Raw genomic sequence first — 18136 nt, 5'->3', positions numbered from 1 at the left:
CAGCCGAGTCTAGTCACGGGAACACCTGCACGGTGATCTTCGTCCCGGTCTTGACCCGGGTGCCGGGCGGCGGATCCTGGGCGAAGACCTTGCCGTTCTTACCGCCGAAGAAGCCCTGCACGTCGATGTCCAGATTGAGGGCCTTGAGCGTGTTGCGGGCGTCGTCGGCGCTCATGCCCTTCAGGTCCGGCACCACCACGGCGTTGGAGACGATGACCGTCACCTGGTTGTTGCCGCCGCCGGCGATCTGGGTGCCGGCCGGCGGGTTGGTGCGGATCACCTTGCCGGGATCGACGGTGTCGCTGGACTCGCCGGGCCCGTCCACCGGCTCGAAGCCGGCCTGTTGCAGCGTCTGGAAGGCCTGGTCGTGCGTCTGGCCGACGACCGAGGGCACCTTCTTCGGGGCCGGGCCCTTGCTGAGCACGACGACGACCCCGGAGCCGACGTTGACCTGGGTGCCGGCGTCGGGCACCAGCTTGAGCACCTTGCCGGCCGGGATGTTGTCGCTGAAGTCGTCCTTGCCGGCGTCCCGCAGCGACTGCAGGCCCTCGTCGCCCAGCAGCTTGTTGGCCACGGCCTGGTCGGCGCCCGGCGGCACGGTCGGCACCACCGGCTTGCCCTGCGACACGCTCAGCTCGACCGTGGAGCCGCGGCGGACCTGCTGCTGCTCGCCGGGGGCCACGTCGGCCACGGTGCCCTTGGGCACGTCGTTGCTGTGCACGTTCTTCTCGGTGAACTGGAGATGGGCGTCCTGGAGCTTCTGCTCGGCGGCGGCCGCCGGCAGGCCCTTCACCGTCGGCACCTGCGCCCACTGGCCCGAGCCCAGCCACCACGCCGTGGTGGCGATGGCCGCGGCCAGCACGATGATGATCGCCATCCAGATGTAGAAGGCGCGGCGGCTCTTGGTGCGCTGCTGCTGGTAGCGGTCGGCCGGCGACTGCGCCCGGATCGGGGCGTGCCGCGCGGTGACGGCGTTGGCGTCGATGTCGGCCCGCGACATCGCCCTGGTGCCCTGAGGTCCCATCGGCTGGGGACCCAGGGAGTGCGGGTTCAGCGGCGGCGCCATCGGGGCGGCCATCGACGACGACAGCAGCGGCGGCGGGGTGGCCGCCGTGATCGGGCTGAACTTCTCCGTCGGCGGCCCGTCGTCGCGGACCCGGATCGTGGCGTCCGGCAGCCGGCCGGCCGCCACCATCGGCACCGGCACCGTGGCCAGGCCCAGGGACGCCGCCGTGCGCTGCACCTCCAGCAGCAGGCCGTCGGCGTCCAGCGGACGCAGCGACGGGTCCCGCCGGGTCGCGCGCAGCACCAGGTCGTCCAGGGCGGGCGGGATGCTGCCGGTGGCGGCCTCGCTCGGCGGCGGCACGTCGTCGTTCACGTGCCGGTACGCCACCGAGATCGGGTTGTCGCCGGTGTAGGGCGGCACGCCGGTCAGCATCTCGTACAGCAGGATGCCGACCGAGTAGACGTCGCTGCGGGGGTCCGAGGCCCCGGTCGCCACCTGCTCCGGCGACAGGTAGGCCACGGTGCCGAGGATCATGTCGTCGCTGGTCGTGTTGGCGCTGGCCATGGCCCGCACCAGGCCGAAGTCGGCCACCTTGACCGCGCCGCCCCGGCCGATCAGCACGTTCTCCGGCTTCACGTCCCGGTGCACCAGGCCCGCCCGGTGCGCGGCGCCCAGCGCCGACAGCACCTGCTCCAGCACGCTCAGCGCCAGGGCCGGCTCCAGCGCCCCGCGCTCGCGCAGCAGGTCACGCAGGGTTCCGCCGTCGACCAGCTCCATGACCAGGAAGACGTTGTCGCCGGTCGGCGACCGGTCGACGCCCTGGTCGTAGACGCCGACGACGCCGGGGTGGTGCAGCTGGGCAGCGGTGCGGGCCTCTCTGACGAAGCGGTCGATGAACGACTGGTCGTCGGAGAACCTCGGATCCATCACCTTGATGGCCACCGGCCGTTCCAGTCGGGTGTCGACACCCCGGTAGACCGTGGACATCCCGCCGCGCGCCAGCAGGGTGTTGACCCGGTACCGCTGCTCCAGCAGCCCCCCGATCAGGTTCGCGCTCTGGGTTCCCACGGGTCACGATGGTAGGGGAGTCCCCCGACAGGATCTGTGAAGGCGGCGTATCGGACTCGGCAGAGGGGCCCGTGCTGTGGCATCGTGACCGCGTGAGTGCCATACCTGTCGCTGCCGACGTGCTCGGCCCCGACCTGGAAGTCCTGCCCCTGCCCGACGTCGCCGAGCGGCTCGGCGTGCCGATCACCCGCGTGCACCAGATGCTGCGCGACGGCCTGCTGCTGGCCTGCCGACGCGACGGGATCCTGATCGTGCCGGCCCTGTTCCTGTCGGATGAGGGCGAGGTGGTGAAGGGCCTGTCCGGCACCATCACCGTGCTCAAGGACTCGGGCTACGCCGAGGACGAGATCCTGACCTGGTTGTTCACCGCGGACGACTCGTTGCCCGGCACGCCCGTCGACGCGCTGCGGGGCGACCGGGGCCGCGAGGTGAAGCGCCGCGCCCAGGCGTCGGCCTTCTGACCTGACCCCCATGCAGGGAAGGACGCCTTACCCGCGTTGAACGAGGGTAAGGCGTCCTTCCCTGCGTCAAGGGGCCCTCGACCGGGTGACCGGGGTCGCTCGAAGGGGTGGGCGGGCTTGAAGCGGGGGTGCGGGCAGCGGTGGGGTGGCCGCACCCCATCGGAAGGATCCCCATGTCACGGATGGCCCGTACCGCCGGCATCGCGGTGGCCCTGCTGGCCGGCACGGCGGTGCCGCTGCTGACCGCGGCCCCGGCGCAGGCGGCGGCTCAGGACTGCCTCCAGTACCTCCAGGCGCACGACAGCGACCACATGAACCAGCAGGTGGTGGTCGGCTGCGCGTTCGGCGCGATGCTGGCCAAGGCGACGTGCGCGAGCGACATGACCAGCAACGGCGTGCCGGCGGCGGACGCGAAGGAAGCCTGCCGGCTGGCCGGCGAGCACTAGCGGGACAGCAGTGCCCTGACCAGCCCCGGCAGCGCCACGGCGAGCCGGCGGCTGGTCGGCACCACCGCCCGCGGGCCGAAGACGTCGTAGTCGCGGACCGCCAGCTCGTCGAGGATGCCCTGGTAGAGGGTGAAGGCCACGGACACGCACGGCCGGGACTCGGGGGCCAGCAGCGGGATCCCCAGGGCGGCGGTGCGGTACACGGCCCGCGTGCGAGCCGCCAGATGGGCCAGGGCGGCCCGAACCCGGCGGTCCCGGCGTCCCGACGCCCGGCACCACTCCAGCAGCGCACGGTCGACGCCGAAGGCGGCCAGCTCGTCGGCCGGCAGGTACACCCGGCCCCGGTCGAGGTCCTCGGCGACGTCGCGCAGGAAGTTGGTCAGCTGGAAGGCCTCGCCCAGGGCCGCGGCGTACGGCTCGGCCCCCTCGGCGACGACCCCGAGCACGGGCAGCATCTGGAGGCCGATGACCTCGGCCGAGCCCCGCATGTAGGCCCGCAGCTCGCCGTACGTGGCGTACTCGCGCTGGTGCAGGTCCATCCGCATCGAGGCCAGGAAGTCCTCGAACAGCGTGGGCTCGATGCCGTAGCGGGCGACGGTGTCGGCCAGCGCGGCCAGCACGGGATGCTCCACAACCCCGGTCAGGGCGGCCTTGAGCTGCCGTTCCAGCTCGTCGAGCTCACGGGCCGGCGCCGAGCCGGGGCTGTCCACGACCTCGTCGGCCAGCCGGGCGAAGCCGTACAGGGCGTGCACGGCGGGCCGCCGGTCGGCCGGCAGCAGCAAGGTGGCGAGGTAGAACGTCTTGCCGTGGTGGGCGTTGAGCTGTCGGCACTGGGCGTACGCGGCCTCCAGGCTCACGAGTGGTGCCTCAGCGCCTTCTCCGGGGCGTCCTTGATGTACCGCAGCGACAGCTTGAGCGGATCGGGCTTGAGCAGCGACACGGCGGCCAGCACGGACACACCGAGGATGACGAACAGGTAGCCCCAGTCGTAGAGCGCGGTGCCGCCGGACGGATAGGTGATCAGCAGCAGCCACACGGAGCCGCAGGCGGCCAGCGTCAGCCCGGCGGTGCCCCACGCGAAGCCGGCGGCCAGCACGAGGGCCCAGCTGAAGTACCAGGGCAGCGTCACCGGCGCGAGCAGGGCGAAGGCGGCCATGCAGATCGCGGCCCGCCGGATGGCGTCGTTGCCGCCCTCGCGGGCCAGCCACCACTGCCGGACCAGGATGTAGATCAGCAGCAGCCAGCCCAGGGTGCGGGTGACCGTGACGAAGGGCTGCACGTCGCCGAGGCCGACGAACCAGCTCAGCACCGTGAAGAAGGCCTGCCCGACGCCCGAGGGCAGCGACAGCCAGTTGATCACGATGGAGGAGCCGCCGAGCGCGGAGATCCAGCCCAGGTCCACGCCCGCGGCCAGGGTGCACAGCACGAACACGCCGCCGAACACGCCGACCGCCGGGAACGCGGCCCGGACGAACCGGTAGCTGCGGGTGCCCAGGGGGATGTGCGACATCCAGATCCAGATCAGGAACGGCAGCGCGATCACGGCCGTGGCCTTCACCGAGAAGGCCACGGCGACCAGGGCGATGCCGGCGACGTGCTTGCGGTCCAGCACGAACACCACGCCCACGGCCATCAGGCCGATCATCAGCATGTCGTTGTGCGCGCCGCCGATGAGGTGCACGACCAGCAGCGGGTTGGCCCCGACCAGCCACAGCGCGATGGAGGAGTTGCCGCCGAGCTTGGCGCACAGCCGCGGCAGCGCCCACCACAGCATGGCGAAGCCGACGGCCAGCACCAGGCGCATCAGCAGCACGCCGCTGATGAGGCTGGTCAGGCCGTCGCCGGTGATGGCGACGATGCCCTTGGCCAGCAGCACGAACAGCGGCCCGTAGGGCGAGGGCGTGTTCTGCCAGACGATGCTGACGTTGTCCGACAGGGCGCTGGGCAGGGCCGACGGGCCGACGCCGTAGGGGTCGAGGCCGTGCAGCGCCAGGTCGCCCTGCGCGAGGTAGCTGTAGACGTCCTTGCTGAACAGCGGCGGCGCGATCAGCAGCGGCGCGATCCAGATGACGATGACCCGGATCATGTACGCGTGGTTCACGCGGCCGGCCCTGGCGTGCCGGCCGAGCCGGATCCAGGCCCAGATGGCCAGGCCCAGGCCCATGTAGAGCAGCCAGGTGGCCAGCATCATGCCGTGGCCGTAGCGGATCCAGTTGAAGGCCCCGTTGGCCAGCAGCGGGTCGTGGATCAGGGTGGCCCCGGCGCCCATGCCGCCGCCGGCGATGAGCACCATGCCGGCCAGGCCGAGCAGGGCCGTTCTGATCGGGAACGGCCACTCGCGCTCGGGCTCGGGCGTCGGCTCGGCCGCGACCACCGGGGTCAGGCGCGTAGGGCCGAGCGGCACCGGTGCAGGGTCGGCGCTGGAGCGGGGGATGGAAGGCGTCGCGGGCATCGCGCCGTCCATCGTCCCACAACCTCCGACCAGGTGAGCGCGCAGCGGCGTGGACGTCACAGGGAGTTCACCGTTGCCGCCTTCCACAATATCAGGTTACCTGATATTGTCGGTGTCGTAGCCGAGTCCGGAGGGCCGCCGTGAAGTCGTTGATGCAGGACGTCCCGCTCACGCTCGACATGGTGCTGCGCCGCTGCCGCGAGACCGGGGCGAACGTCGAGGTGGTGTCGGTGACACCGGCCGGAACGGTGCGCACGACCTGGGGCGAGATCGGCCGTAGGGCAACCGCTCTGGCCGGTGTGCTGGACGTGCTGAACGTCGCGCCGGGCGGCCGGGTGGCCACCTTCGCCTGGAACACCCACCGGCATGTCGAGCTGTTCCTGGGCGTGCCCTGCGCGGGCCGGGTCGTGCACGGCGTCAACGTCCGGCTGACCGCCGACGAGATCGCCTACCAGTTGCGCAACGCCCAGGACGAGGTGCTGTTCGTCGACGCCTCGCTGACCGACCGGCTGGCCGAGTTCGCCGATCGGCTGCCGGTCCGGGAGGTCGTCGTCCTCGACGACGGCGCACCGGTCAATCCGGTGTTCGCCGGCTCGCGCCGTTACGAAGCACTGCTCGAAGCGGTGCCCGAGGCCGAGCCGGTCCACCGCGCGCGGCCGGACGATGCCGCCTGGATCTGCTACACGAGCGGCACGACCGGCATGCCCAAGGGCGTGGTGTCCTCACATCTCGCGTGCGTCCTGCACTCCATGTCGTCCATGACCGTCGACTCGCACGCGGTGTCCCGTGAGGACGTCCTGCTCGCGGTCACGCCCCTGTTCCACGTCAACGCCTGGGGCTTGGCCTATACGAGCGCCCTGGCCAACGCCAAGCTCGTGCTGCCCGGCCGGGACGCCAGCGGCGCCGCGCTCGCGGCGTTGATCGAGGCGGAGCACGTGACCGTCGGCGCAGCCGTGCCGACAGTGTGGGTGGACCTGGTCGGCCAGCCGCGCGAGATGAACTCGATGCGCCGCGTGTTGTGCGGCGGAGCCCCCGCGACCCGCGCCCTGCTGGACGCGATCGCCCGGCGCGGCTGGGCGTTCCACAAGGGCTGGGGCATGACCGAGATGCTGCCCAGCGGCACCATGCAGGTCCAGCCGCCCGAACTCGACCTGGACAGCCCGGCCGGGGCGATCACCCGGGTCGGCAAGCCGTCCGCCGGCGTGCGGGTACGGCTGGTCGGCCCGGACGGATCCGTGCTGCCCTGGGACGGCAGGACCACCGGTGAGCTGGAGGCCAGCGGCCCGTGGGTCATCCGGGCCTACCTCGACCCGGACGACGACAGCAACGACGCTCGCTTCCACGACGGCTGGCTGCGCACCGGCGACCTGGCGGTGATCCACCCGGATTCGACGGTGGAGATCGTCGACCGGGTCAAGGACGTGATCAAGTCGGGTGGTGAGTGGATCAGCTCGCTGGCCCTTGAGCAGGCCCTGGCCGCCCATCCCGGCGTCGCCGACGTCGCCGTCGTCGCGATACCGGACGACCGGTGGGGCGAGCGGCCGGCCGCGGCCGTGGTGGCGGCCGACGGGTCGTCGCCGTGCGAGGAGGAACTGGCCGAGTTCCTGGCCGAACGCGTGCCGAGGTGGTGGCTGCCGGAGCGGATCGTGCTGGTCGAGGCGCTGCCGCTGACCACCGTCGGCAAGCACGACAAGAAGGCGCTGCGGGCCCGGCTCAGCTCTCCGAACCGGAGCTGAGCATGCGCACACAGCTGCGCAGCAGCAGGGGCAGGCGGTCGCGGTCGCCGGTGGACAGCTCGGCCAGCATCCGCGTCTCGATCTCGTTGATCAGCGGCTCGCACTTGTCCAGCACCGCCTCGCCGGCCGCGGTGAGCTCGGTGCGCATGATCCGGCCGTGCGCCGGATCGGCCTCACGCCGGATCAGGCCGGCCTTGGTCAGCGCCGCGATCACCTCGCTCATCGACTGCGGCGTGGTCATCGCCCGCCGGGCCAGCTGCGCGTTGGACAGCCCGGTCTGCCGCTGCAACACGGACAGGGTCGTGTACTGCGGCACGGTCAGGCCATGCGGGCGCACGGCGTCCTCGATGAGCAGCCGCAGGGCGCGGTCCAGTCGCCCCACGAGGTAGCTCAGCCGCGGCTCCGGCGCTTGCTGGGAAAACACGACAACAGACGTTACCCGGGAGGTAGCAATGGCTGAATGGACGACGGTCAATGTCGAGGTGGTCGACGGAATCGGCTGGGTCGAGCTGAACCGGCCCGACAAGCGCAACGCCATGAGCCCGACGCTGAACGCCGAGATGATCGACGTGCTGCACACGCTGGAGGCCGACCGCTCGTGCGGCGTGGTGGTGCTGACCGGCGCCGGCGACGCGTGGTCGGCCGGCATGGACCTCAAGGAGTACTTCCGCGAGGTCGACGAGTCCGGCGACGAGGCCCTGCAGGCCCGGGTGCGCCGCGACTCGTTCGAATGGCACTGGCGGCTGCTGCGCACCTACGCCAAGCCCACCATCGCCATGGTCAACGGCTGGTGCTTCGGCGGCGCCTTCGTGCCGCTGATCGGCTGCGACCTGGCCATCGCCGCCGACGAGGCCCAGTTCGGCCTGTCCGAGATCAACTGGGGCATCCCGCCCGGCGGCCTCGTGTCCCGGGCCCTGGCCGAGACCGTCGGCTCACGGGAGGCGCTGTTCTACATCATGACCGGCCGCCTGTTCGACGGTCAGCAGGCCGCCCGCATGGGCCTGGTCAACCAGAGCGTGCCCCTGGCCCAGCTCCGCTCGGAGGTCGAGACCCTGGCCCGCGAGCTGCTGGACAAGAACCCCGTCGTCCTGCGTGCGGCCAAGGTCGGTTTCCGCAACGCCCGCAACATGGACACCGACGGCGCGCTGGACTACCTGTACGCCAAGCTGGAGCAGTCCCAGTTCCTGGACAAGACCCAGGGGCGGCAGCAGGGTCTGCAGCAGTTCCTGGACGACAAGACCATCCGGCCGGGTTTGCAGTCTTACAGCCGGTAGTGCTGTGTTTGATGGCGCCGCCTTCGGCGTCGCGGCTCGGCCCCTTTTAAGCCCCTGCCTCGCCCTTGCTGGATTTTTCGAGGCCCGCGTTGGCTCGGATGGTGGGCGAGTTGGGTGGCGGACCTCGAAAAATCCAGCAACCGGGCGAAGCAGGGGCGGGGCCGAGCGCTCTCCTGGGTTGGAGGGTCAGCCGACCTGGGTTGGGGGGAGTGAAGCTGGGTTGGAGGGGCAGTGAGGCTGGGTTGGGGGGCAGTGAAGCTGAGTTGGAGCGGCAGTGAGGCTGGGTTGGGGGGTCAGACTTCGGTGCGGGCGGAGGTGCGGGCTGGGTTGGGGGCGGTCCAGTTGCGTAGGAGTTGGACGCGCTCCGCTGTTGGCGATCCCGGCTCCACGTTGTAGACGCACAGGGTCTGGTCGGGGTCGCCGGGGAGGGTGAGAGCCTCGTAGTGGAACTCTAGGTCGCCGACGAGCGCGTTGCGGTAGGTCTTGAGGCCGTGGGTGCGTTGCAGCACCTTGTGATCGTGCCACCAGCCGGAGAACTCCGGGCAGCGCACGGTGAGTTCGCCGATCAGGTCGGCCAGCTGTTTGTCATTGGGGTGGCGGCTGGCGTCAAGGCGCAGCATGGCCACGGTTTCCGAGGCGTAGCGCTCCCATTCGTCGCTACATGAGCGGGACTCGGGATCCAGCAGGAGGAAGCGGGCGAGGTTGCGGCCGGACGGCGGCAGCGCCTCGAAGTCGGTGAGCACCGCCCGGCCCAGCGCGTTGGAGGCCAGGATGTCGGTGCGGCGGCCCAGCACGAAGGCGGGCACGTGATCCAGGGTCTGCAACAGCATGTACAGGCCCGGCCGCACCCGTTGCGGGCCGGACGCCGATGCGCGGCGGGCCGCCCCGCCGGGCTTGGTGAGCAGGTTGGTCAGGTGCTCGTGCTCGGTGGGATCCAGCCGCAGCGCGCCGGCGACGGCGTCGATGATCTCCGGCGACGGATTGCCGCCACGGCCCTGTTCCAGGCGCGTGTAGTACTCGATGCTGATGCCGGCCAGCCGCGCCACCTCGTCCCGGCGCAGCCCCGGCACACGACGGGCGCGGCCGTCCGCCGGCACCCCGGCGGCGTCCGGGCTGATCCGGGCCCGGCGGGTGCGCAGGAAGTCGGCGATCTCGGCGCTGCGGTCCATGTGTCCCAGTGTGGCCGAACCCGGCCGGCCGAGGGTGGCCCTCCGCGTACCAGTCAGCGGCGGGTCTGGTTGTGGCCTCCGGCCGGTGGTGATGTTGAGGCATCCCACTCCAGACGAAGGAAACCGAGATGTCCAAGGTTCTTGAAGGTCGCGTCGCCGTGGTCACCGGTGCGTCCAGCGGCATCGGCGAGGCCACCGCCGAGCACTTGGCCGAGCTGGGCGCCCGGGTCGTCGTGCTGGCCCGTCGGACCGACCGGCTCAGCGAGCTCGTCACCCGCATCGAGAAGAACGGCGGGCGGGCGCTGGCGTTGGCCGCCGACGTGTCCGACGCCGCCTCCGTGCAGGCCGCCGCCGACCGTGTCGCCGCCGACTTCGGCCGGGCCGACCTCCTGTTCAACAACGCCGGCGTCATGCTGCCCGCGCCGGTCGACACGCTGCGGTCCGACCTGTGGCAGCGGGAGATCGACACCAACATCACCGGGCTGATGAACGCCATCCGCGCCTTCGTGCCCCAGCTCGTCGCCTCGGCCGCTGACAAGGGCGTCGCCGACCTGGTCAACACGTCCTCCATCGGCGCGAAGAACATCTACCCCAACTTCGCCGTCTACGCCGGCACCAAGGCCTTCGTCACGCACACGTCCCGCACCCTGCGGGCCGAGCTGGGGGCCAAGGGCGTCCGGGTGTCGGCCGTCGAGCCCGGGCTGGTGCGCACCGAGCTCCAGGACCACGTCACCGACCAGGGCGCCAACGACTGGCTGGACGGCGTCAAGCACAGCCTGGAGTGGCTGGCCGCCGAGGACGTCGCCCGCCTGGTCGGCTTCCTCGCCTCCCAGCCCGCCCACGTCAACCTGGAGCAGGTCACCATCATGCCCACCGCCCAGTCCAGCTGACCGCATTCCCCCATGCGGGGAAGGACGCCTTACCCGCGTTCAACGAGGGTAAGGCGTCCTTCCCTGCATCAAACTGGCCGCGGCGAGGGTGTCCGTGGCCCAGGAGTCCTTGCCGTAGCGGAACTCCTGGGCAGTGGAGTCCACTTCGGACAGTCCGTGCTGGTCCCGGGCCGACAGGCGGTCGTTGCGACGGCGTGCCCGCTGACGGTGGCGCTGCGGTGACGGTTGCTGGCGCCATCAGCGCAGGAGAGTGCGAGGCCCCGCCGGTGCTTCGCCCGGTTGCCGGATTTCGGTCGCCGCCACCCGACGCGCCCACCTACGGACGCCGATGCGGCGGGCTAAATCCGGCAAGGGCGAGGCATCGGCTACCCGGGGGCCGAGCCCGCGACGCCGAAGGCGGCGCCAAAGACACTGCATCGGCTACTCGGGGGCCGAGCCCCGCGCGGAACGCGCGGCAAAGACGCTGCGGCCAGGTTGCCATGAAATTGCATGGCGACAAGAAATGATCTCGCCATGCGTGCTAGCCGATGGGTGCTGACCCTTGCCGGAGTTGTCGTTCTCGTGATAGCGGCGTTCGTCGTCAAGGACATCTCCGGACCGACCACCGCCAGTGGTTCCTCACCGGCTCAGGTGCAGCTGGCGGAGCTGCCGATCGGGACCTGGCATCCGATGGCCGGCTATTCCCGCGACCGGTTCAAGCACTGGGTCACGCAGGGTAACGGGTGCGACACCCGGGAGGTGGTCATCGCGCGCGACGGCAAGGGCGTGCGCAAGGACGCCTCGTGCCGGGCGACCAGCGGGCACTGGACCAGCCCGTACGACAACAAGGAGATCAACAAGGCCTCCGACCTGGACATCGACCATATGGTGCCGCTGGCCGACGCGTGGCGGACCGGGGCCGACAAGTGGACCGACGAGCGGCGTTCGCAGTTCGCGAACGACCTCACGGCGCCCCAGCTGCTGGCCGTCTCGGCGTCGAGCAACCGCGGCAAGGGCGACCAGGACCCGGCCAGCTGGAAGCCGGCCAACCAGGCCTTCTGGTGCACCTATGCCACCAACTGGGTGATCGTGAAGCACAGCTACCAGTTGTTCGTGACCACGGCCGAGCACGACGCGCTGGCGAACATGCTGGCCACGTGCCCGAGTTGACACCTTTGCGCAGTCTGACCTGCGATCATCGCTGTGTACGCTAACGTTCACCGGGACCCCGACGGTGTTACCCCGAACCGGGAACCGGCGACACACCGGTCGCGCTGGGCGACGCCGGCCGCAGCATGGTCGATCATGGGCCTCGAGGGCGGGTCCGCGAACGAAGAAGGTGCACGAGGGATGAAAAGGGTACTCATCATCGCCGGCGCGGCGCTGGTCCTGTTCGCGCTGATAGCCCAACCGGCGGCATCCGCGGGCTGGGTCAAGGAGATCGTGGGCGGCCTTGGTAACGCAGCGCAGGCGATCATCACGTTCGTGCGAGAACTCGTGCCCTCATGACACCTGCTCGGCCGATTGCGCAAAGTAGTCGGATCCGGGCACAGTTCCACCGACCGGGTGCATTAACCCCGATCACGCCCTGGTAACGGGAATCGGGTCTAGCGGTGCTCCGGCGGAACGCAATACGGTGCGCAGGCGTTGGGTGATCATCAGCCATGAGGAGGCACGGATGGTCGAAGACTCCGGGGTCGACGAGCTCGTCAGGCAGTGGACTGCCGAGCGGTCGCAGGACGCCGAGCTTCAAGAGGTGAATCGGATCAAGTCCCAGTGGCTGGCCGAGACACCGTCCGTGCCGCGGCAGCGGTCCGGAATTCCCGCGCAGCGGGGCGGGCGGGGCAGTGCGCGGGGCATGTTCGAGGTGGACGCGGTGGATCCGGCCTATCTGGCCGCGATGCGCAAGCGGCTGCCCGGGGTGCCCGACGAGCTGCTCACCGAGGTCGCGACGTGCTGGCAGCTGGCCGGCGCCGTCGAAGAGGCCGAGGCCTGGTGGGACGCGGGGATCAGCCCGCTCGACCAGCGTGCCCTGGACTACCGTGCGGCCGGCCTCGCGCCGTCCGACCTTGCGCGCCGACTCGGCCCGCTCACCGTGCTGGAGCATCTGCGTCGGGGCAGTGCGGCAGCGTGGTGCGTGGCCCGGCTGAACCGGCAGCAGCGTCCCTGAATCAGGCGAACCGGCGGTGAGTCGCCGCCGGCAGCCAGTGGTTTTGTGGCTACTTGTGGGTAGCCTGTGGTGATGGCGATCCAGCAGTCCGAGCCGACGGCGCAGCCGTCCGCTCGCCCGCCGAAGGTGGTGTTCCGGCTGCTGGTTGTCCTTCTTGTGCTCGCGGTGGCGGGCGCGGCGCTGTGGCTGGTCGATCGGGCCAGCACGCCCACGCCTCATCCCGTGGCGGTCGACTTCCCCGCACTGCACGTCGCGCCGGCACCGGTGCGGGTCGGTGCGGCGGCCCCGGCCGCCGACGCCGCGCAGCCCTCGGCCCAGGCCAGTGCCGCCGGTAGGCAGGAGACCGCCGAGGTCTGGCTGGCGCGCGTGTCCGGCGCCACCGGCATCCCGGCCCGCGCCCTGCGCGCGTACGCCAATGCCGACCTCACCATGGCCAAGGTGCAGCCCGGCTGCCACATCCCGTGGACCTTCCTGGCCGGCATCGGCCGCATCGAGTCCGACCACGGGCGCTTCGGCGGCGCGACGCTGGCCGCGAACGGGGACGAGACCCGGCCCGTCGTCGGCGTGCCGCTCAACGGATCCGGCGTGGCCGACATCTCCGACACCGACGGCGGCGGCCTCGACGGCGACCCGGTGCACGACCGTGCCGTCGGCCCCATGCAGTTCATCCCGTCCACCTGGCGGAACTGGGCCTCGGACGGCAACGGCGACGGGGTCGCCAACCCACAGAACATCGACGACGCCACCGTGTCCGCGGCGCGCTACCTGTGCGCGGGCGGCCGCGACCTGGCCACCGCCGCCGGCTGGTGGGCGGCCGTGCTGTCGTACAACAACTCGGTGGAATACGGACAGAAGGTCTTCTCGGTGGCCGATGCGGCCGCCAAGGCCAGTGCCAGGCCCTGACCGGCCCCCGACCCACCAGTGTTACCGTCGACGACGTGGTTCGCGGTCTGCTCGCCCCTCGCTGGCTGCTGGTGCATCTGCTGGCCCTGGCGGCCGTGTTCGTGTGCTTCCGGCTCGGCTGGTGGCAGTGGGACCGGTCGCAGGAGTCGTCCGGCACCCTCCAGAATCTCGGCTACGCCCTGCAGTGGCCCCTGTTCGGCCTGTTCATCCCGTTCATGTACTGGCGGATGTGGAAGCTGGACAAGGAACGCCGCGCGTCGGAGCAGTCGGTGGCGCAGGCCCCGGCCGTCGAGGACGTGCCGGAGGCCAAGCCGCGGCGCTCGCCGACCGAGTGGCGGACCGCCGCGCCCGCCGACGGCCCGGACGACGCGATGGCGCAGTACAACAGCTACCTCGCGGCGTTGAGCGCGAGAGACGGAGAGTAAGTCGATGAAGGGGTCCCTCGCCCGCTTCCGGTTCATGGCCTACCTGACCGGTGTCGGCCTGCTCGTGCTGACCGTCGGCGTGATCCTGAAGTACGCCGCGGACGCGCCGACGCTGGTCGCGGTGGTCGGTCCGATCCACGGCTTCCTGTACATGATCTACCTGGTTTGCGCCTTCGACCTGTCGCTCAAGTCGAAGTGGGCGCCGCTGTACACGCTCGGCGTGCTGCTGGCCGGCACCATCCCGTTCCTGTCCTTCGTGGCCGAGCGCAAGGTGACGCACCGCGTGACCGCGAAGATGGCCGAGACCGCCCCAGCCGCATAGGACACGACGTGACGTCGCGGTAACGCGGCGGACCTAGACTCCGCCGATGACCGTGCACCCTGTCGACCAGCGGCTCCCCGCCGGTCAGCTGCTCACGTTCGGCCTCCAGCACGTGCTCGCCATGTACGCGGGCGCGGTGGCCGTGCCGCTCATCGTCGGCGGCGCGATGCATCTGTCCACTGCGGACATCGGCTACCTGGTCAACGCCGACCTGCTCGTGTCCGGCGTGGCGACCCTGTTGCAGTGCCTGGGAGTCTGGGTGTTCGGCGCGCGGCTGCCGATCATGCAGGGGTGCACGTTCGCGGCCGTGACGCCGATGGTGATGATCGGCACCACCGGCGGCGGGCTGCCCGCCGGCTACGGCGCGATCATCGTGTCCGGCCTGATGGTGGTGCTGATCGCGCCGTACTTCGCCAAGCTGACACGGTTCTTCCCGCCGGTGGTCACCGGCACGATCATCCTGGTGATCGGGGTGTCGCTGCTGCCGGTCGCGGTCGGCTGGGCCGCCGGCGGCGTCGGGGCGCCCGGTTTCGGCAAGCCGGTCAATCTCGCGGTGGCCTTCGGCGTGCTGGTGCTCGTGGTGCTGGTGCACCGGTTCGTGCCCGGGCTGATCGGCCGCATCGCCGTGCTGGTCGGCATCGTGATCGGCACGGTGGCGGCGATTCCGTTGGGGCTGGCCGATTTCTCGGGTGTGGGCGGTTCACCGGTGCTGGAGATCACCACGCCGTTCCACTTCGGACTGCCGACCTTCGAGCCGGGCGCGATCGTGGCGTTCGTGATCGTCATGCTGGTGACGATGACCGAGACCAGCGGCAGCGTGCTGGCCGTCGGCGACATCGTGGACCGGCCGGTGGACAGCGTGACCCTGACCAGGGCGCTGCGGGCCGACGGCCTGTCCAGCCTGCTCGGCGGTGTGTTCAACACGTTCCCGTACACGGCTTTCGGGCAGAACGTCGGCCTGGTGGCGCTGACCCGGGTGCGCAGCCGGTACGTGGTGGCCACCGCGGGCGGGATTCTGATGCTGCTGGGGCTTTTCCCGGTGCTGGGGGAGATCGTCGCCTCGGTGCCGATGCCCGTGCTGGGCGGCGCCGGGATCGTCATGTTCGGCTCCGTGGCGGCCGGCGGTGTGAGGATGCTTCGGCAGGTGTCGTTCGACGGCAACTCCAACCTGATGGTCGTCGCCGTCGCCCTGGGCATCGGCCTGGTGCCGGTGGCCGCGCCCACCGTGTACGCCCAGTTCCCGGGCTGGTTCCAGACCGTCATGAACTCCGGCATCAGCGCCGGCAGCATCGCCGCCGTGCTGCTCAACCTGCTCTTCAACGGTGTGAAGGTGAACACTCAACCATCAGAGCCGAAATAGTTGAGCGCTTGACTATGTTGACCGAGGCATGACCGCGACGCTGACCGATGTCCTCGAGCTCGAGCGCTCCGCCCAGGAGCTGCTGTTCCACGAGGCGCGAACCGCCAACACCTTCGCCGACGAGCCCGTCTCCGACGAGCAGCTGCGGGCCATCTACGACCTGGTCAAGTGGGCCCCGACCAGCATGAACATCCAGCCCCTGCGCGTGAGCCTCGTGCGCTCCGCCGAGGCCCGCGCGCGGCTGCTGCCGCACATGTCCGAGGGCAACCGGGGCAAGACCGGCACCGCCCCCGTGGTGGCGATCCTGTCCGCCGACAGCGACTTCCACGAGCACCTGCACCGCACCTTCCCGCACGTGCCCAACGCCAAGGACCGCTTCCCCGACGCCGGCAAACGTGCGGAGATGGCCCGCTTCAACGCCCTTCTCCAGGTCGGCTACTTCATCCTTGGCGTCCGCGCCGCAGGCCTGTCCGCCGGCCCCATGACCGGCTTCGACGCCGCGGGCGTGCGCGAGGAGTTCTTCGCCGACGGCACCCAGGAGCCCCTGGTCATCGTGAACATCGGCAAGCCCGGCCCGGACGCCTGGTTCCCTCGACTGCCCCGCCTGGAGTTCGACGAGGCCGTCGAGGTGCTGTGATCCGGCGCTAGAACGGGATGTCGACCGAGCAGGACGGCACCGGGACCCGGGGAAAGCCGATGGGCGGCGAAACGAAATTGCAGATCTTCGCCTTGGTGATGTGCTGAACGAAGATGTCCGTGTTGGTTTTGTTGCGATCGGCGGAAATGCTGTTGAACACGCCGGTGTCCAGTGTCACCGTGACATCGGCCCAATGGATCTTGGCCGCGTTGCCGGTGTGGATCCAGACCCAGCCGTGTTTGCCGTCGTTTCCCGCGCAGTTGTCGACCTGGATTTCGGTGCCGTCGAACGTCGCGGACCGTGCGCACCCCGCCGGTCTCGCGGTGGCCGTCCCCGTGGTCACCGCGCTGGACAGGGTCAGTGCCAGCGCGACCACACCGACCGCGCCGAGCAGTCGGCGGCGCGAACGGGCGTGGTTTTCCGGCAATGTGATACCGCTTCGATCCTGCACTGCTCACTCCCGGGTTCGAGTCCTGTCGATTGTTGCGGACAAGTCGAACCGTAGGCTCCGGTATTTGCTCCGATCCAGCGCCACGGGCTGTTGATGCAATTATCCGTGCACGCCGAATGTCGTGTCGACCTCGGTGAATAGAAGTCAATCCCACATCTGGACGCCATGCCCTCGAATGAGGACATGGCCGCTCAGAGACGGACCGGCACGGGGACGATCCAGCGCTCGATGCTGGTGTCGGACAGGGTCTGGGCGATGAGCCGGTCCTGGATGCGGGCGTCGTGCTCGGCGCCGCGGGCCATGACCTCCGCCTTGGCGGTGACCTCGGCCCGGATCGCCGCCTCGGCCTCGCCGCGAGTGAGGTAGACGGCGACCGGGGCGGTGATCTCGCGGCCGACGCTGGGCGTGATTCGCACCACGACGGCGTGCAGGTGCCGGAAGCCGGCCGGCGGCTCGGGGGTGTCGGAGGACAGGGCGTCGATCAGGTCGCCGAGGGGGATCGCGGGGCCGGTCGGCGCCCAGTCCGGGAAGGCCGCGCGGACCGGGAACGGCGGGTCGAAGGGCAGCGGCATCATCTTGGCCACCATCGCCGCCGGGCCGAAGTCGGTCTGCTCGTCCTCCTGCCAGACGAAGCCGGCGGCGCACACGTAGTCCCGGATGTCGCCGGACTCCAGCACGAAGGCGTCCGGCGGGAAGTCCTCATTCTCGTGCGGCCGCCGCACCACCAGGCCGTCGTACTCGGACCGGACGCACTGCCGCTCCACGACCTTGAACAGCAGGTCCACCCGGGTCGGCGCGCCCGTCTCGACGACGGACAGCAGCAGCTGCCCGTGGGTCACGGTCTGCAGCCAGATGCGGACGCGGCGGTCGGTGCGGAAGAGCTCCATGACGGTCATGCTCCCAGCCACCACCAGCGGATTTCGGCCGGCGGCGGCCGTGAGCGGGTGTCGGTTTGGCGCGCGGCGGCGGCTGTGGTTGGATATCCATGGTCGTTGGTTTTGTGTTCGTGTTCATCCACGCGCTCGCGAAACAAGTGTTGCGGGCATATTGGTTTTCCTCCAGGAAGAGCTTCCCGCCGCAAGCGGCTCGGTCCGTGGCAGCCGCGGCGGACCGATAGGCACCCTGTAGAGGAGACAACATGGCTGAGGGCACCGTGAAGTGGTTCAACTCGGAGAAGGGCTTCGGCTTCATCTCCCCCGACGACGGTGGCGCCGACCTGTTCGTGCACTACTCGGAGATCCAGGGCAACGGCTTCAAGTCGCTCGAGGAGAACCAGCGCGTGCGCTTCGAGGTCGGCCAGGGCCAGAAGGGCCCGCAGGCCCAGGCCGTCAACGCCGTCTGAGCGTAGACACCAGCACAAAACCGCGGCCCGGTGGCGAAAGCCACC

At 70.3% G+C, this 18136-nt stretch carries 21 protein-coding genes; 14 read left to right on the top strand and 7 right to left on the bottom strand.

What is annotated here, in order from left to right; genetic code table 11:
- Positions 1-13: 13 nt before the first annotated feature.
- Complete coding sequence (pknB, locus tag AB0M73_RS42275; RefSeq protein WP_363904082.1) at positions 14-2074, bottom strand: Stk1 family PASTA domain-containing Ser/Thr kinase; 2061 nt, start codon at positions 2072-2074, stop codon at positions 14-16.
- Between the two features lie 92 nt (positions 2075-2166).
- Here pknB and AB0M73_RS42270 point away from each other — a divergent pair, with 92 nt between their 5' ends.
- On the top strand, positions 2167-2535 hold the full coding sequence (locus tag AB0M73_RS42270; RefSeq protein WP_363904079.1) for an Rv2175c family DNA-binding protein: 369 nt from the start codon (positions 2167-2169) through the stop codon (positions 2533-2535).
- 173 nt (positions 2536-2708) lie between these two features.
- A complete protein-coding gene (locus tag AB0M73_RS42265) occupies positions 2709-2981 on the top strand; it encodes a hypothetical protein (RefSeq protein ID WP_157494548.1) in 273 nt (90 codons plus the stop codon).
- On the opposite strand, the gene AB0M73_RS42260 is transcribed toward AB0M73_RS42265, so the two are convergent.
- Positions 2978-3838 (bottom strand): phytoene/squalene synthase family protein, encoded by an 861-nt coding sequence (locus tag AB0M73_RS42260; protein ID WP_363904075.1) that lies wholly within the window; start codon positions 3836-3838, stop codon positions 2978-2980. The two genes, AB0M73_RS42265 and AB0M73_RS42260, sit on opposite strands and share 4 nt — an antisense overlap.
- Positions 3835-5385: a polyprenol phosphomannose-dependent alpha 1,6 mannosyltransferase MptB gene (mptB, locus tag AB0M73_RS42255; protein ID WP_363904072.1), complete on the bottom strand. Its 1551-nt coding sequence runs from the start codon at positions 5383-5385 to the stop codon at positions 3835-3837. The genes AB0M73_RS42260 and mptB overlap by 4 nt, the downstream gene beginning before the upstream one ends.
- 188 nt (positions 5386-5573) lie before the next feature.
- Between mptB and AB0M73_RS42250 the strand changes: the two genes are divergently transcribed.
- Positions 5574-7169 (top strand): long-chain-fatty-acid--CoA ligase, encoded by a 1596-nt coding sequence (locus AB0M73_RS42250; protein WP_363904069.1) that lies wholly within the window; start codon positions 5574-5576, stop codon positions 7167-7169.
- Here the strand turns inward: AB0M73_RS42250 and AB0M73_RS42245 are convergent.
- Complete coding sequence (locus AB0M73_RS42245; RefSeq protein ID WP_043717525.1) at positions 7147-7593, bottom strand: MarR family transcriptional regulator; 447 nt, start codon at positions 7591-7593, stop codon at positions 7147-7149. The two genes, AB0M73_RS42250 and AB0M73_RS42245, sit on opposite strands and share 23 nt — an antisense overlap.
- A gap of 28 nt (positions 7594-7621) precedes the next feature.
- Between AB0M73_RS42245 and AB0M73_RS42240 the strand changes: the two genes are divergently transcribed.
- Positions 7622-8443, top strand: a complete 822-nt coding sequence (locus AB0M73_RS42240) for a p-hydroxycinnamoyl CoA hydratase/lyase (RefSeq protein WP_363904066.1) — start codon at positions 7622-7624, stop codon at positions 8441-8443.
- A gap of 293 nt (positions 8444-8736) precedes the next feature.
- Here AB0M73_RS42240 and AB0M73_RS42235 read toward each other — a convergent pair whose 3' ends face one another.
- Entirely contained in the window at positions 8737-9612 is an 876-nt protein-coding gene (locus AB0M73_RS42235; RefSeq protein ID WP_363904063.1) for a helix-turn-helix transcriptional regulator, read from the bottom strand.
- Between the two features lie 128 nt (positions 9613-9740).
- Between AB0M73_RS42235 and AB0M73_RS42230 the strand changes: the two genes are divergently transcribed.
- The 9 genes from AB0M73_RS42230 to AB0M73_RS42190 all read left to right on the top strand — a co-directional run bounded on the left by AB0M73_RS42230 (position 9741) and on the right by AB0M73_RS42190 (position 16298).
- Positions 9741-10502 (top strand): SDR family oxidoreductase, encoded by a 762-nt coding sequence (locus AB0M73_RS42230; protein WP_363904060.1) that lies wholly within the window; start codon positions 9741-9743, stop codon positions 10500-10502.
- Between the two features lie 513 nt (positions 10503-11015).
- Positions 11016-11651, top strand: a complete 636-nt coding sequence (locus AB0M73_RS42225) for an HNH endonuclease family protein (protein WP_363904057.1) — start codon at positions 11016-11018, stop codon at positions 11649-11651.
- 180 nt (positions 11652-11831) lie between these two features.
- Entirely contained in the window at positions 11832-11990 is a 159-nt protein-coding gene (locus AB0M73_RS42220; protein WP_198047173.1) for a hypothetical protein, read from the top strand.
- A 169-nt stretch (positions 11991-12159) separates the two neighbouring features.
- Positions 12160-12651 carry a hypothetical protein gene (locus AB0M73_RS42215; protein ID WP_043717521.1) on the top strand — a complete coding sequence of 164 codons (492 nt, stop codon included), beginning with the start codon at positions 12160-12162 and terminating at the stop codon, positions 12649-12651.
- 72 nt (positions 12652-12723) lie between these two features.
- Positions 12724-13554, top strand: a complete 831-nt coding sequence (locus tag AB0M73_RS42210) for a lytic murein transglycosylase (RefSeq protein WP_363904052.1) — start codon at positions 12724-12726, stop codon at positions 13552-13554.
- 35 nt (positions 13555-13589) lie between these two features.
- On the top strand, positions 13590-13979 hold the full coding sequence (locus AB0M73_RS42205) for a hypothetical protein (protein ID WP_043717519.1): 390 nt from the start codon (positions 13590-13592) through the stop codon (positions 13977-13979).
- 4 nt (positions 13980-13983) lie between these two features.
- Positions 13984-14301 (top strand): DUF3817 domain-containing protein, encoded by a 318-nt coding sequence (locus tag AB0M73_RS42200; RefSeq protein WP_363904048.1) that lies wholly within the window; start codon positions 13984-13986, stop codon positions 14299-14301.
- A gap of 46 nt (positions 14302-14347) precedes the next feature.
- Positions 14348-15661 carry a nucleobase:cation symporter-2 family protein gene (locus AB0M73_RS42195; RefSeq protein WP_363904045.1) on the top strand — a complete coding sequence of 438 codons (1314 nt, stop codon included), beginning with the start codon at positions 14348-14350 and terminating at the stop codon, positions 15659-15661.
- A gap of 28 nt (positions 15662-15689) precedes the next feature.
- Positions 15690-16298, top strand: a complete 609-nt coding sequence (locus AB0M73_RS42190; protein ID WP_363904042.1) for a malonic semialdehyde reductase — start codon at positions 15690-15692, stop codon at positions 16296-16298.
- A 7-nt stretch (positions 16299-16305) separates the two neighbouring features.
- Here the strand turns inward: AB0M73_RS42190 and AB0M73_RS42185 are convergent, their stop codons facing one another.
- On the bottom strand, positions 16306-16749 hold the full coding sequence (locus AB0M73_RS42185; protein WP_363904039.1) for a hypothetical protein: 444 nt from the start codon (positions 16747-16749) through the stop codon (positions 16306-16308).
- A gap of 191 nt (positions 16750-16940) precedes the next feature.
- Positions 16941-17645, bottom strand: coding sequence for a hypothetical protein (locus AB0M73_RS42180; protein WP_363904036.1), 705 nt, complete (start codon positions 17643-17645; stop codon positions 16941-16943).
- 242 nt (positions 17646-17887) lie between these two features.
- Between AB0M73_RS42180 and AB0M73_RS42175 the strand changes: the two genes are divergently transcribed.
- Positions 17888-18091: a cold-shock protein gene (locus AB0M73_RS42175; RefSeq protein ID WP_043717514.1), complete on the top strand. Its 204-nt coding sequence runs from the start codon at positions 17888-17890 to the stop codon at positions 18089-18091.
- Positions 18092-18136 lie beyond the last annotated feature (45 nt).

The organism is Kutzneria sp. NPDC051319, from assembly GCF_040682195.1.
In the GTDB taxonomy this organism is placed as follows: domain Bacteria; phylum Actinomycetota; class Actinomycetes; order Mycobacteriales; family Pseudonocardiaceae; genus Kutzneria.
Note: the sequence above shows the minus strand (reverse complement) of the source record. Positions and strands in the feature narration are given on the sequence as shown.